The organism is Pseudoteredinibacter isoporae (assembly GCF_040372805.1).
Taxonomy (GTDB): domain Bacteria; phylum Pseudomonadota; class Gammaproteobacteria; order Pseudomonadales; family Cellvibrionaceae; genus Pseudoteredinibacter; species Pseudoteredinibacter isoporae_A.
Map to the genome: position 1 here is coordinate 1 of NZ_BAABWJ010000015.1, position 13558 is coordinate 13558.

The following is a 13558-nucleotide window of genomic DNA, read 5'->3' on the forward strand; positions in this document are numbered from 1 at the left end:
TATCATAGAATTACTTGATTCATATTGCTGCTAGTATTACGCTCTTTCTTTTTGCAGATTGTCATACAACTCAAGGAAGAGCTCCCATGAAGTTAATTCCAAGCCCGATTCAAATCACCGATGAAACTGGTTTTTCTGAAGATCTCGATATATTTAATCGAGCTCCATTTGGTGAGTCTTTGTATCAATTAATAAACAACACACCGGGTGAAATGGTAATTGCGCTGGACGCCCCTTGGGGCTCGGGAAAAAGCACATTTATTCGAATGTGGATAGGGCTTCTACATAAGAAAAATATGCAGCATATATACTTTGATGCATTCAAAAACGATTACAAATCTGATCCCTTTTTGGCAATTTCTAGCGAGATATATGAGCTTATTGAGGAACAGGAAGGAAGTGATAGTGAAAGGCTAAATCAGTTTCTTGAAAAGTCAAAATCGGCTTGTCTTGTGATGGCGAGAGCTGGAGTCAGAATGGGGCTTAGGGCACTTACAGCAGGCATTATTGACGATACCACTTTTGAAGATTCGGGTGCGGAAGAAGAGTCTTCTGCATTTGCAGATTCTTTTATTTCAGACAGGCTGGCCAAATCAAAAAGTGAAAAGAAAAGTATTGAAGATTTTAAGATTTGTCTAAATGCCATCGCCAAAGAAGGCAATGGCGAAGGCAATGGACGACTAGTTTTTATAATTGACGAGCTGGATAGGTGTAGGCCCAACTACGCTTTAGAGGTGTTGGAGATTATCAAACACTTCTATTCAGTAGATAGCATAACTTTTGTTTTGGTTACAAATCGGCGTCAACTGGAAAAGTCAATTGAGTGTGAGTATGGCTATGGAATAGAAGCGTCAGAGTATTTACAAAAGTTTGTTTCAATATGGACCACTCTTCCTCGTACAATTGACGATGGAAAATCAATTCCAGGGAAATACATTGTTGACTGTCTTAAAAGAATGGAGTTTAGATTGGGGAATATTGAGCAGGATCCGATATATACAGATCTTGAAGAACTAGCCTCAGGATATCAGCTTTCCTTTCGAAATCTGGAAAGAGTTCTTACTAATTTTGCGATTGTTTACAATTCGTTTGACGGGGGATTGTCTGGAAACGATGCTCAGGTTGCATTTTACATTTCAATAGTCAAGGTTAAATTTCCAAAAGTCTACGATAAGTTGGCAAAGAATAATATCTCTTATATGTCTCTTAAAGAAGAAACTCGGTTGGACGTCCTTCAACCCAATTTCTATTGGTCCAGACAGACTGAGATTTATAGCGACATTGAAACTCATCAACTAAGAGCAATATTAAGATTTAATATGTTTGACAATATAGGCAATCAAAACTCCTTTGCGTCTACGCACCCCAAGTTTGACATGAGAAATGTAAAAATGGAGAAGACAAGCATTGGTGATATATGCGAAAGGATTGATTTATTTAGGGTGTAAGTCTTGAAATAAACTAGATAATCCACTTAACTCATTAAACAAGGATGCTATCAATGTTGCTAAAGAAAAATATTCAACCAATCTTAGAAAAGGTTGGTTTTGTTGATGATACTTCGGCGGGGTACTCTGATAGATTTAAGATTGATTTAAAGAATGGCTGGTTTGTGTCTGCATATTGTTCATACTCAGGAAACTTTTTTGATGATAATATTGATAAAGAAAAATATGAAAAGGTTTCTGTTAGCTTGGATGGCCTGATTGGTACTACCCATATTTTCAACAACGAAAAAGCCCTCGAACGAAATCTACTAAAGATCTTGGAGACTCTCAAGGAAAATTCGGATAACGAAGAAATATTGAAGTGCCCTGAATGTGGAAGATATGTGAACCCAAAAACACCAAAACCGGGTGATACTTGGAAGCCTTTTCTGTCTTGCAGCGGAATGCAGGTCGTTGGAACTGGAAAATCAAAACAGGTCCTTTGTAAAGGAACCTCCAAAAAACTGCCTGCTATAGTTAACCATCACTAGAAGAATAGGGGGCTCGCCCCCTATTCGTAGTGCGCTATTGGATCATTTGCAGCTTACGCTCGAATTCGATTAGTTTTTGATTGCTCCAATGCCACTGGCCCAGCACCCAGCGATAAGTATCAATCTCCTTCCAGGTTAACGACTCAAGCTCATTGGCTGTTGTTAACAAGTTTCCTCGGAACTTCATTCCGTTGGGCCAGCTTTCTGGCATGATTTTACCTTCATATAACAACCGCAGCAGTGTGACCTCTCTGGGCCGTGGTTTGGCTTGGTCCGGTCTGATAGCGCTTGGCTTGTGACCTGAGTAACTCCAAGGAGCTCGCATAGCCTCTGAACGCTGAACCAGCAACACAGGGTTTGGGTATCTTTGATCATTGTGTGTCTCCATACACGATGCCCTGGGGGAATTCCCAAGGTGACGTGAGAGGAAACAAGCGACATGCCGATTTGTGGCGGTAAAAACTTGCTCAGGAATAACGTTTAAGGGTGTATTAGCGGCGATAATGAAATTTAACATAATATACAGCGTCCTTTTGTATCCGGAAATTGCGCAAGATTTAGGCGAAAAACTTTCGACCTATAAAAATAGGGGGTTCTAGATTACTTCTTGGATTTCGGCTTTTTCTTGGGGTCGATTTTATCTTTCATCTGCGTTTCAACCATGTCAGCAATTTTCCGCAGATTATCGAAAACAGGGCTGTTAATTGCCCGTTCTGCCTGGATGTTCGAAAGAATGAATTCCGGTGGAAGTCCTAGTAGTTCTGCGGCCTTGATCGCAGTTTCATCAGCCATGGTAGAGCCTGTCTTACGCCAGCGGGAGACCGCTTGGTGACTGACTTCTAGCTCTTGGGCAACTCTGTAATCAGACCAATCATTGGTCTCTCTTAGGCGGTCAACAATAGCAATTGTGGTGATCATTAGGGGTTGGTAGGTCATTAGATTAATTCCTTCTAAAAATGCCTGATTCCTAGGGAATTGGCAAATTCCAGTGCGCACACTCCTGTTGCGTACGCACACTGGGTGTGCGTATTATTCATCCCGCTGACCTATCAGCCGTCCCCCTCAATAGACTTTGGTAGGTCGAGGGGGATGCCTTGATGGTTGGCCAAGGACAGTTGACCAACACTGAATAGGACGTAAAGCCATGGAACTTTGTTACATGTTTTTTCTAGACGCTCAGAAATTACTCGCGCGATCCGAACCGAATTTAATCCAAAAAACTGATTCGTTATTAACGCGAATTCTTCCGCGTTTACACGCTGATTCCAAAATCGATGGCCGCAAAGAAATGTGGATTTCAATGAGTCTTGATCTCAAAAAACTTTATCTGCGCGATGCAGTAATGCGTTGGCCTAATGAATTCAAAAAAGAAAATCTACAGGCGTATTGTGACCGTTATGAATCTCTCCCTTACGACTCACTCAACAAACTTTTCCAGTTGATCTATGAGCAAACAAAAGAGGCATTCGAGGCATGCTGTGTGCCGTTTGCTGTTGAGCAAATCAAGTCGGGCTTTATCGCTGGTGAAGAAGATAAAAGGGGTGCGGCATGAGTATCGAGTTTAAAGAGGGTGCCTTCAGGGCAGACTTTATTGCCATTGCTGTGTCGAATGTTGGCAATGATGACAAAGAAGCGCATGAATATGCAGTGGGTGAAATTAGCCGCTGTTTAAAATTGTCTCTACGTTTTATGCAAAACGATTGCCGTGCAATGTCTGATATTTATCAGTACTGGGCAAAAGAATGGCGTGAAGTGGCGCATGCACTTTCGGCTCCAGCTCCAAAATGCGAGGTGGTGCAATGAAAATTCTTTATTGGATTCTGACAGCAATCGTTTGCTTCATTGCTCCGGCTATCGCATTCGTTGCTGAGTGGCCGCAAGTGGTGCAAATATCAATTGTAGGGTTTCAGTTTGCATGCCTCGGGGGACAGCTCTACGTCGGCGCGAGGCTCTATGTCTTGGGTTCCTGAATAGTTGTATACTTTGCCATTCATGGAATCCAAAAGGACTTTAGAAATGGCAAAACAAAAGAAACGCACCTTGACCTTTACCGAAGAAGAGATATTGGCATTTTCGATGGTAGTGGGAACTCTGATTATGCGGGGGGAGCTTAATGAAAAGACTCCAGAGCGCGCATTAGATCAGGCAGCGGAGGTGTTCGCTAAATTTGGTGTTGTCGCGGATATAGTGGCCTCAAATAGGGGCACGGATAAAGAGGATATCAAGGCTGAAATATTTCGAGGTCTTGAGGATCGCTGCCTAGGGGCAGAATTCGTGATACGCACAAGGGAAATGTACGGAGTTTATGATGTGTATCCGGATGGCTCGGAGGAAAAGATTAGCTAACCATTCTCGCGGGGTGTTCCTATGCACCCCGTAGCCGTTTGTGAAAACGAGAGATTTAGAGACAAGATAGTAGGAAAGCATCGCGGATTTTCTTCCATTCTGCGCGGTGCTTACGAGTACACCAAACGTCAACGCGGAATTCGAGCAGCCAATGTTCAGCTCCGTGAAATCGACGAACAACTCCAAGCTGAGGGATTGCCATTCCCGGCCACCATGGATTTAGATGAAGTCCGTATGATGGCTGACGGTTGCGCGCAATCTTGCACCGGAATTAAAAACGCTAAGTTTGTGAGCCAGTCAGAAGGGCGTATCGCGGTTATCGGTTCACAGCGGCCGGCCAGCTTTGAAGATACGTTAACTGAGATCATTACCTACATTGAATCATTCGGTCTGAGCTGGCCTGTAAAGATCACTCGCAATGACACGGCCGAAACCATCCAAAAGAAAAACGAATCCGCTATTGCTCGTGTCTGTTGTGCGAAATGGTGGCGTCGTAAACTAAAAACCCGTTACAGCCGTCAAGTGGAAAGCGTTGCTATCCAGCTTGGCTGTGTTCGCCAGGGTAAATCTCCGTATGTGTCCGATTGGTATTTTGAACGTTGGAAAGGCCAGCAGCGAAAAAACCGGGCTCTCATTGAGTCCATGGAAATGGAAGAGGCCACCACGGGCGAAATGGTGCCAATGGAGGCTGCGGTTGATGCTTCCCCGTCCAATCCTGAAATTCGACGTGATGAGCTTATGGTCCGTATTCGTGGTTTCGAGGAAATTGCCGACGCCATGGAGTTGCGCGGCTTGTTTCTCACGTTGACCTGTCCTAGTAAATATCACGCTTGGAAAAAGAGCGGCCAGCCAAACCCAAAATATCAGGGCTACACCCCTAAGCAGGCGTCGGATTATCTGTGTCAGGTGTGGGCTCGTATTCGTGCTGATTGGAATCGAAAAGGCATTCGCTGTTTTGGTTTCCGTGTGTGTGAGCCACACCACGACGGAACGCCGCACTGGCATTTGATGCTGTTTTTCTGTCGTAACGATCTCGAATCAGCCAAGCGAATTTTTAGCGATTACGCCTTGCATGAGGATGGTTTCGAGCTGGGTGCCAAAGAGTACCGTAGCGAGATCGTCGAGATTGATCCAGCCAAAGGCACGGCCGCTGGCTACATCGCTAAATACATTTCGAAAAATATTGATGCACACGGTGTCGATGCGGATTTTGAAGGCGGCGTAACCGGGGAGGAGGGTGCGGCACGTGTTCGCGCTTGGGCGTCGCTGTGGGGCATTCGCCAATTTCAGCAAATTGGTTGCGCATCGGTAACGGTTTGGCGTGAACTTCGCCGCCGTCGTGAGCCATTGGAAGAATGGGAACCGGAAGAAGCGGAAGCCATTCGCGAAGCGGCTGACGATGGCGATTGGGCCAAGTTTGTTGAATTGATGGGTGGGGCGTTCTCTGGTCGTGACGATCAAAAGTTGCGGGCTTTGTATATCGAAAAACCCGAACCCAATACCTATCAAGAAGAAGTAAAACGGATCATTGGTTTGGTGATGCGTGGCGCAGGTCGAATGATCCGCACACGATTTAAAGTTTGGATTGTTCACCACAATGTAGGTGCTGGCGCAAATTATGAGGCTGGCGAAAAAAGGGCGGCAGCGCCGCCCGTCTTGGACTTGTGTCAATAACTGTACGGGGATTTAGATTGAAGAAAACAATAATGGCTTTGGCCGTTGCGGCCAGTTTAGGGGGTTGCTCAACATTGCCAATGGCTCAAGGGTATTGCGGCGATAACGAGACGCGGGAGGCCTTGCGAAAGCTTAGCCCCTCGGCTCGTTTGTCGGTGGCAGTTCGTGCGGGTTGCCTGGTGTTGGGTGATGGTGAAAAAGCGGAAGTACATGAAGGGGGCGAAGTTGAAACAGGAGATAAGTGACCACGTTAACCGGGTCAAGAAACACGCCGCGAAAGTTGGTATCGCATCGGCCGAGATTCGGTCGGTCAAAGTTCCAGGCATGATTTCATCCATGGTTGGAGATATTAAGCAGCCCCTGGTAAGGGCGGCTCAAATGCTCGATGAGCAATCGGCACTGATGGTTGAACAGGCTGAGCTTATCGAGAAGCTTACAAACGGGAGTTAGCCATGAAACAGGCTATTTGTGATTGTGGACGCATTGCAGAGGTTCGGAGGCGCAGCAACGGCAAGCACTTGCGCTATCTGCATTGTGTCAAATGTGGTTCTAACCTGGGTTCTGCTGAAACAGCGGCCAAGATCGAGGCCATTGAACAAGACGATATCGGAATCAAAGGCGAATTTCCGGAATCGGCAAAGCCGGAAATTCCGAAAAATTCGGAAACGGAATTGAAGGTCGAATCGGCCGCAAATCCAGAGCCCGCGCCGAATGACTGGAAACCTGAGCCGCAGGATATGCCAGAGGTTTTGGAGCCGGGGCCGGAAAATCGGAATATTTCGGAAGTCAAAACCGAATCCAGTTCGGGGGCTGAATCGGGCCAGGAGTCGCAGTCTGGCTGGAGTACTTGGAAATTGGTCGCTGGTATCTGCGTGTCGTTCGTGGTCGGTGGTGGTATCTACGTAGCGTGTAAGGGGCAGTCATGAGCGAAGCGGCAGCAGAAATTCAAACCGATTTGGCGCTGGACGCGGAATCAACCGAAGCGGTTGACGATAGCAGCCAGGTAAACGCCTCTCAGGAGGCCGAATCTGAAACCGAAAACGCCAGCCATTCGGCGTCATCCGTGGAATTCACGCCGGAGGACAATCCGGAATTGGCCGAAATTCTCAATGAGGCAACCACCACTCAGGCCGAAGCCCGGGAAACTGAGAAGCAAGAACAGGCGCAGAATGATTTGGAAAACAAACCCGCTGGTGATGAGTTTAGCCAGGAGAGATCCATGGCAATGGCCATCCAGGGGCTTGATACCTACCTGGCGTTTGTCTCGGCCAAATCCGGTGTTGATCTGGATTTGCCCAATGAGGCGAAGTTCTTTGTCGCTGTTCTGGTTGCGCCAGCCATCATGAAGCATGGCAAAGCGGTTGAACGCTATCTGAGCGGAGATCGAATAGACCTAAACTCCAAAATTCCGGAAGGCATGGCGGCCGTCGCGGCGGTTGGTGTTGGGGGTTATACCTTTATGTCGATCAAGGGCGCTAAGAAAGCCAGCAAGCGAGGGGCGGCCAATGGCGATAAATCCTAATTCGGCCAGGAATGCCAAACATGCCAGCGTTTGCATGATCACCGGGGGAGGCAAGGGCATAGCCGTTAATTCCCTCGGTTTGATCGGTGATGAATATCCGGCTGTCATTTTCGATCCACACGGCGAATACAAGCGCTTGGGCTCGCGTCGGGTGTATGCGTATAAAACCAAAATGAACTTTTCAAAACAGTTTGCCCGGGCTTGGGCCAGTGGCAAACCGTTTGTCATGGCGTATACGCCAAAAATTACCGGGAAAGATCAGAAGGAATCCAAGGCCAAGTTGCAGGCAGCGGCCGAATGGTTCGCAAAACTGGTATGGGCGGCCGGTGATGGCAATCGAATTCTGTATTCTGTGTTTGAGGAATACGGCGAGTACTGCGAGGGTAACGGCGACGATAAAACCACCATTGGGAAAATTTTCACGGGTGGCCGCAAGTTTGGCATTCGTGCCATTGCGGTTTTTCAGCGCAGTGCAACAGTTTCAAAAACCATTTGGGGCAATTCCCCCATTAAGGTGATTGGGGCTCAAGGCTACGAAGCGGATATCGCCCGGGTGGCTGATGCACTCGGTTGCAGTCGGGCCGATGTTGTCGACCTGGGATATCGGAACAAAGAGCTGGAAATGTACTACAGCAAGATCGATGAAAACGTACGAACGAAGGTGCATTATCTATACAGCCAGGCCTTCGGCACATGCGAAAAAGTCGCTTGTTATGTCAAGCCCGCAGCAAGTCTCAGAAAGAATTGGTCCAACCACCAGAAAGCACTGGACGAGGATGGTGGTTATCGTTTGGCTCGATAAGAGAGATTGAGCGACAAAATTTTATGTAACCAATGGATCTATGCTTTATATCTCTTGCACTGAGGGTGATACATAGTATTTTCTGGATGTAGAAAAATACAAAAGGGAGAATACCGTGAGTAAAGGTTTGGAGTTAGGTGGATTAGTAGCGCTTTCAGTGGCGCTTGTTGGTGGAGCTATTAAGTACTACAGCGACCAATCACAGCTTATGGGTGAAATCGACAAACTGAAGAAAGGCCAAATCGCTCAAAATATGATCTTAAGGGAGAGTGAAGCAACAGTCATTTGGCTCGAAGAAAAGGTCCTTAAAAATCAAATGTGGGAAAGGGTCGCAGTCGACGAAATTCCATTCGACGCCGAGTGTGAATATCGAATTTTACTTGATGATCCAAACTCAAAGCTAAATGGAGCCATGTTTTACCCTTCAGTTGTCGAAAGAAAATCTCTCTCGTTGAGTTGGTATAGGGATAACTACTTTATTGTTGATTACAATAAAAAGGCGTATGCAAGTGTAAGTGCTGGGGATAAAAACCCAGCAGATGTTAAAATATTTAGCCGGTGTCCTATTAAATAATCCCTAAATTATCCTATTACTTTTTTTTGAATAACGTGCCTGTCAGCACCTACAGCGGCCAATGAGCCGCTTTTTTTGTGCCTCAATTTCGAAAAAATTCCAAATTTTCCAAATTCAATTCCGAATTCCGCTTGGTTCGATTCCAAATCTGTTGTTATCAATATTGCCCAGTGCCAGGGGGCATTTTTTAATTTCAACGCATTTGGGTATGTGGAAATGACTAAAAGTACAAAGAATTATCTAGCGATGGCCGGGATTGCCCTGGTTGTTTCGTCGCTGGTGGTGTGGGCATCAAACAACGTTGATGCAGTCGAAGACGTGATCGGAGACTAAGGGCCATGAAAATTACGCCTATCATGCACCAGTTAAAGGCACCTTTGGGTAATGACTACGATGAAGAATGGAACATCGTGTTGGAAGGTGGCTTGGTTTATCACGTGATCGAACTGCAAACCAGTTTAAAAGTGGCCAAGACCCTTCGTAAGGTTACTATCGAAATCGGCGGTACGCCGATTGCGTATGCCTCGGGTGAATTGCTGAAGCTCAAAGAAGCGGCTTACAAGAAACACGGCGAAGAAGGCCGTTTCGTTCTTGATCTAGCGAACTTCGAATATCGAACCCCCGTTGGGATTTATCAGTCCTCCCTGGTAACAGGTGCGGATGAAGATGTGATCCTAAAGGTTGAGTTTGGCGAGAAGGACGCGACTGATCCTGCAAAACTGACTATGCGCGGTAAAGCCTGGGTTACCGAAAACTCAGCCGCCAATACGCCGGGTGCTGGTCGAGAATATTTGCCTACCATGAAAACTTTGACTTTGGACTGTCCGGAAAAGGGCGATTTCGAAGTAGCCTATCAGGGCTCGCAAACTCGTTGGTTACAGCGTATGTACATTGATGAATCCAATGTGAATGTTACCAAAGTGTTCGTCAAGCGTGGCAAAACCACCATCCATGAAGCTACCCGCGATGATATTGATTTCGCGATGCAGCGTTATGCGGATGTTGATTTGCCGTCTGGTCACTTGCTGCTGGATTTCACCTTGATGGGTTTCGGCGTTAATGACGCCATGAATACCCACGGTTTGAATTTTGTATTCCAAACTGATGGCCCTGGTGCAATGAAGGTTCACGTAGACGGTTACGAAAAAGTCGCGTAGCGCGGGGGTGTCATGTCATTTTTTGATGACTTGTGGAAATCAGCCGAAGGTATTGCCGAGTCAGTTGGCAATACTGTCGGTGGAGCGCTGACCGGAGTGTCCGAAGGCGTTCAAGACTACGCCAAACGCTGGGCTGAAAACGGATTCAGTGGTAACCCTGGTCCAGCAAAAAGCCCAGAGCAAATTAAAGCCGAAGAAGAGGCCAAGGCCAATGCGGAGGCCGCCGCGAATCAGCGGGCCGCCGATGTGGCTATGAATGCGCCGGTCTTTATGGGTTTGAATAAAAAAGAACTCATGATCGGTGGCGGGTTTCTTACCTTGGCGTTAATCGTTGCTGTAAAGGTGTAGTTATGCCGTTAATCGTATTGTTGCCATTAGTTGCCGGGGGTGCAGGTTTTGGTCTCGGTATGCTCACGTCCAAACACATTGGGCAGGGTATTACCTTAGCCGTTGCCGGTGGCATTGCTTACGTTAGCTATAAGGAACTGGCCTCATGATTCCATTAATGGGAGCGGGTGCCAGTCCCAATATCAACGGCGGCCATGCCAGCTCGGGCATTGATGGCGACACTTCACAAGATACCAGCTCAAAAGGCGCTGGCCTCTATTACAACAAAGGTAATGGGATTCCCTCCTGGGTAATTGCCCTGGGTATCGTTGCTTACGTTGGTATCTTGGTTTATTCGAAGAAGGACTCAAAGTGAAGGTTCTAACTCTTGATAAATCGTTAAAAAAATACCTTCGTGACGTTGTGCCTAAGTCAGTTTTTAAAGAAATTGAACAAGGCAAGGCTAATGTCGTTCTTGTGTCTCCGACATTGATCGCGGTGTTCCGAATGGAACTTAGCACGATGGTTATTGTGGGTATCAAAGGTCGTAAGGTTTACGAAAGCCGACAGGCCTTGATCGATTTAGCCCGCGCAAATGGTGCGAGCCATGTCCGATTTCATACCAAGTATCCGGAGCGCTTACAAAAGGCTATGGCCGGTCTTGAGGTAAAGCTGGTTGGCATCCGTCGAAACTTGCTAGGTCGTGACGAGCATATTTATCTCGTAGGGGTGATGTAATGGGCGGCCGCAGTCGATCCAGTCAAAGCACCTCGACGCAACAGCAAACGACTAATATCGTAAACGATGGTCAGTTTGCTGGTGCTCAAGGTGTCACGGTTGATGAGTCAGAAACCGATAACAGTATCGAGCTTGATCTCGAACAGGATATCGATAACAGCATAAGCGACTCTTTTAACAAGGACATTGAATACGATATTGATAATTCAACGTCGTCCTCTGTGTCCTCGAATACTAGTATTTCCAATGAGTACGACTATTCCCAGGAGACGGAAAACAGTGGTGACTATTCCGGTAACACCGGCACCATTAACGTTCTGGATGGTGGTGCGATCGATGCGGCGTTTGCCCTGGGTGAACAGGTTATTGAGGGGCTCTCTGAGTCCGTAGATAAAACCAATGCGTCGAATGCCGATGTGGTTCAAAGGCTGCAAACGACTTCTAAGGAAAACACCGCGATTATTGCCAGCTTGGCAAAGTCCACAGCTTTGCAAGGCCAGGACGTAATTGCGAAAAGCGTAGTGGAAATGTCTCGCTATTTTGCGATGACTGCGGGCGGTATTGGTTTGTCCATTGCTTTTGTCATGCTGTTGCGGAGGTTCCGCAATGCCTAAGAAAACGATTGCTGTTGGCCAGCAAATCCAAATCACTACGCCAGGTCTTTTCCTGTCGATCATCAATACCACCTCGCAATTCCATATTGAATCGCCTGATTTTGGTGTGCTGATCGGTAAAGTGGGCCGTCAGTATGAATTACCGAATACCAACCGGGTAATGTTGGTGAATACGGGCGAAGATCCCGTAGAAATCGAATATGAAGTTGCCAATATCAAAGTGCATGGCGCGGGTAATGGCACCGTAACGGTTGAAAATGAAGTGGTCGTTAAGCGCATTCAAGAGGCGCTTTCTTTCGAAGCCACGATCGATACGCTCAATGATGGCAAGGTGCGAGCCATCCAGGCAAATGTAATCAACACCCTGGATGACATAACCATACCTGCAGGTCAAAAAGTAAAAATCATTGACGCCAATGACGTAACGAATCGTGTGGTCAGTATTCAAAATATTTCGGCTACGGTTACGGCCTTGCGTGTTGGTTCAACGGATGTTGCTGCAGGCAAAGGCAAATTAATGCGGGGTTCGATCAACGCTATTGCCGAAACCGTTATTGAAAACACAGCAGAGATTTATATTCACAACACCAGTGGCGACGTTGCCAAGGTGTCTGTGACTGAGGAGTACCGCCCATGATAACGAGTAACCCTGTTATCCCAGAGGCGGCTGCAGCGGTCGATGTTTCTGGACAAACCGTTGATATCGCGGGGCAAACTGTCGATATCAGCGGCCAGACCGTAGACATTGCCGGGCAAACCGTCGATATCGAAAACCAAACTGTTGATATCGCGGGGCAGACCGTGGATATCGCCGGTCAAACCGTCGATGTAGCCGGCCAGGAAGTGGGCGCAAAAGTAAAAGCCTCTATCGCCATTGGTGCGGAAAAGAAAACAGTTACGGCTGTGGCTGCAAAGTTGTTTGATGCCGAGCCAAATGGCCAGCGTGTTACCTATGTGGTCATGGGGAAAGTTTGGATTGGTGGCAGTGATCTAACCAAGGACAATGGTTTTCCGGTGGAGGAGGGTGCGCGTATGGAGTGGCACACCAGTGCCGCATTGTATGCAATGGCGGATTCAACCGATGTTGAAGTGCGAGTGCTTAAGGAGTCGTTTTAATGGCGATTTATATTCCAGGCGCTAGCGGCGGTGGTGGTGAATTAATTCCGTCAAACATTCCGATGAAAGCGGGTGCTGGCCTGACTGGTATACCCGAACGAATGAATCAATGTAATGTGAGTGCCAATGTGGGGGCCGGTGGCAGCCTTGCCACGTTGATTGATATTACTGAGCCTCTGATTATTCACGATTTGTTCGTCAAAACTACCGGAACGGGAACGTGGAAAACCGGACTTTTTGAAGTGTATATCAATGAGCAAAAGGTGTTTGATCAAACATCGTTTTACATTGAGTACTATCAAATCGTGTTCAATTCGCAATCGGTGCCGTGTGATCGACTTCGAGTGATGGCGCAAGGTCAGGTGGCGGGCTGGAACATTTGGGCTCATGCAAGGATTTCAATGCAATGATTGAAGATGTGGTGATTAACGGCAAGGTGGTCGGGAAGGTCAATCGTGAAGACACTGGCCCCAAATACAATCATTTGCCGAAAGTAAAGTTTATCGACATGGTTGGCGAAGATGCCATTTATGTTGTGGGTCGCAGCACCAAAAAACGCTTGTATTTTATGAGCAAGCTTCTGGATGCGTCCACGTCGATTGATTTTAACAACTCAAAATATCGATTGTTGTTTTTGTCCCTGGTCGATGAAGAGCTGATCACTATCGAACAGGCAAATGAAATCATGGGTGCACCGCACGAGTAACGAG

General features: G+C 46.9%; 24 protein-coding genes. 22 read left to right on the top strand and 2 right to left on the bottom strand.

Annotated features, from left to right (window positions below):
- Positions 1-86: 86 nt before the first annotated feature.
- Positions 87-1448, top strand: coding sequence for a KAP family P-loop NTPase fold protein (locus ABWW03_RS19520; protein WP_353411290.1), 1362 nt, complete (start codon positions 87-89; stop codon positions 1446-1448).
- A gap of 53 nt (positions 1449-1501) precedes the next feature.
- Positions 1502-1978, top strand: a complete 477-nt coding sequence (locus ABWW03_RS19525; protein WP_353411292.1) for a hypothetical protein — start codon at positions 1502-1504, stop codon at positions 1976-1978.
- Between the two features lie 34 nt (positions 1979-2012).
- On the opposite strand, the gene ABWW03_RS19530 is transcribed toward ABWW03_RS19525, so the two are convergent.
- The gene (locus tag ABWW03_RS19530) at positions 2013-2189 is read right to left on the bottom strand and encodes a hypothetical protein (protein ID WP_353411294.1); all 177 of its coding nucleotides are present in this window, start codon (positions 2187-2189) and stop codon (positions 2013-2015) included.
- Between the two features lie 389 nt (positions 2190-2578).
- Entirely contained in the window at positions 2579-2914 is a 336-nt protein-coding gene (locus ABWW03_RS19535; protein WP_353411296.1) for a helix-turn-helix domain-containing protein, read from the bottom strand.
- Between the two features lie 208 nt (positions 2915-3122).
- Between ABWW03_RS19535 and ABWW03_RS19540 the strand changes: the two genes are divergently transcribed.
- The 20 genes from ABWW03_RS19540 (at position 3123) to ABWW03_RS19635 (ending at position 13554) form a co-directional block, all read left to right on the top strand.
- Positions 3123-3530: a hypothetical protein gene (locus ABWW03_RS19540; protein ID WP_353411298.1), complete on the top strand. Its 408-nt coding sequence runs from the start codon at positions 3123-3125 to the stop codon at positions 3528-3530.
- Positions 3527-3781: a hypothetical protein gene (locus tag ABWW03_RS19545; RefSeq protein WP_353411300.1), complete on the top strand. Its 255-nt coding sequence runs from the start codon at positions 3527-3529 to the stop codon at positions 3779-3781. Before ABWW03_RS19540 ends, ABWW03_RS19545 begins: the two co-directional genes overlap by 4 nt.
- A gap of 213 nt (positions 3782-3994) precedes the next feature.
- Positions 3995-4324: a hypothetical protein gene (locus ABWW03_RS19550; RefSeq protein WP_353411302.1), complete on the top strand. Its 330-nt coding sequence runs from the start codon at positions 3995-3997 to the stop codon at positions 4322-4324.
- Between the two features lie 21 nt (positions 4325-4345).
- Positions 4346-5998 carry a replication endonuclease gene (locus tag ABWW03_RS19555; RefSeq protein ID WP_353411304.1) on the top strand — a complete coding sequence of 551 codons (1653 nt, stop codon included), beginning with the start codon at positions 4346-4348 and terminating at the stop codon, positions 5996-5998.
- Between the two features lie 32 nt (positions 5999-6030).
- On the top strand, positions 6031-6243 hold the full coding sequence (locus ABWW03_RS19560; protein ID WP_353411306.1) for a hypothetical protein: 213 nt from the start codon (positions 6031-6033) through the stop codon (positions 6241-6243).
- Positions 6224-6448 carry a hypothetical protein gene (locus tag ABWW03_RS19565; protein ID WP_353411308.1) on the top strand — a complete coding sequence of 75 codons (225 nt, stop codon included), beginning with the start codon at positions 6224-6226 and terminating at the stop codon, positions 6446-6448. The genes ABWW03_RS19560 and ABWW03_RS19565 overlap by 20 nt, the downstream gene beginning before the upstream one ends.
- A gap of 2 nt (positions 6449-6450) precedes the next feature.
- A complete protein-coding gene (locus tag ABWW03_RS19570) occupies positions 6451-6924 on the top strand; it encodes a hypothetical protein (RefSeq protein ID WP_353411310.1) in 474 nt (157 codons plus the stop codon).
- A complete protein-coding gene (locus ABWW03_RS19575; protein ID WP_353411312.1) occupies positions 6921-7520 on the top strand; it encodes a hypothetical protein in 600 nt (199 codons plus the stop codon). The genes ABWW03_RS19570 and ABWW03_RS19575 overlap by 4 nt, the downstream gene beginning before the upstream one ends.
- Entirely contained in the window at positions 7504-8322 is an 819-nt protein-coding gene (locus tag ABWW03_RS19580; protein ID WP_353411314.1) for a hypothetical protein, read from the top strand. Before ABWW03_RS19575 ends, ABWW03_RS19580 begins: the two co-directional genes overlap by 17 nt.
- Positions 8323-8437: 115 nt before the next feature.
- Positions 8438-8896, top strand: coding sequence for a hypothetical protein (locus tag ABWW03_RS19585; protein WP_353411316.1), 459 nt, complete (start codon positions 8438-8440; stop codon positions 8894-8896).
- 338 nt (positions 8897-9234) lie between these two features.
- A complete protein-coding gene (locus tag ABWW03_RS19590; protein ID WP_353411318.1) occupies positions 9235-10053 on the top strand; it encodes a major capsid protein P2 in 819 nt (272 codons plus the stop codon).
- A gap of 12 nt (positions 10054-10065) precedes the next feature.
- On the top strand, positions 10066-10401 hold the full coding sequence (locus ABWW03_RS19595) for a hypothetical protein (protein WP_353411320.1): 336 nt from the start codon (positions 10066-10068) through the stop codon (positions 10399-10401).
- Between the two features lie 2 nt (positions 10402-10403).
- On the top strand, positions 10404-10550 hold the full coding sequence (locus ABWW03_RS19600) for a hypothetical protein (protein WP_353411322.1): 147 nt from the start codon (positions 10404-10406) through the stop codon (positions 10548-10550).
- Positions 10547-10756 (top strand): hypothetical protein, encoded by a 210-nt coding sequence (locus ABWW03_RS19605; RefSeq protein WP_353411324.1) that lies wholly within the window; start codon positions 10547-10549, stop codon positions 10754-10756. Before ABWW03_RS19600 ends, ABWW03_RS19605 begins: the two co-directional genes overlap by 4 nt.
- Positions 10753-11118 carry a hypothetical protein gene (locus tag ABWW03_RS19610; protein ID WP_353411326.1) on the top strand — a complete coding sequence of 122 codons (366 nt, stop codon included), beginning with the start codon at positions 10753-10755 and terminating at the stop codon, positions 11116-11118. The genes ABWW03_RS19605 and ABWW03_RS19610 overlap by 4 nt, the downstream gene beginning before the upstream one ends.
- Positions 11118-11732 carry a hypothetical protein gene (locus tag ABWW03_RS19615; RefSeq protein ID WP_353411328.1) on the top strand — a complete coding sequence of 205 codons (615 nt, stop codon included), beginning with the start codon at positions 11118-11120 and terminating at the stop codon, positions 11730-11732. Before ABWW03_RS19610 ends, ABWW03_RS19615 begins: the two co-directional genes overlap by 1 nt.
- On the top strand, positions 11725-12369 hold the full coding sequence (locus ABWW03_RS19620) for a hypothetical protein (RefSeq protein WP_353411330.1): 645 nt from the start codon (positions 11725-11727) through the stop codon (positions 12367-12369). Before ABWW03_RS19615 ends, ABWW03_RS19620 begins: the two co-directional genes overlap by 8 nt.
- Complete coding sequence (locus tag ABWW03_RS19625; protein WP_353411332.1) at positions 12366-12848, top strand: hypothetical protein; 483 nt, start codon at positions 12366-12368, stop codon at positions 12846-12848. The genes ABWW03_RS19620 and ABWW03_RS19625 overlap by 4 nt, the downstream gene beginning before the upstream one ends.
- Positions 12848-13258: a hypothetical protein gene (locus tag ABWW03_RS19630; RefSeq protein WP_353411334.1), complete on the top strand. Its 411-nt coding sequence runs from the start codon at positions 12848-12850 to the stop codon at positions 13256-13258. Before ABWW03_RS19625 ends, ABWW03_RS19630 begins: the two co-directional genes overlap by 1 nt.
- Positions 13255-13554 carry a hypothetical protein gene (locus ABWW03_RS19635; RefSeq protein ID WP_353411336.1) on the top strand — a complete coding sequence of 100 codons (300 nt, stop codon included), beginning with the start codon at positions 13255-13257 and terminating at the stop codon, positions 13552-13554. Before ABWW03_RS19630 ends, ABWW03_RS19635 begins: the two co-directional genes overlap by 4 nt.
- Positions 13555-13558 lie beyond the last annotated feature (4 nt).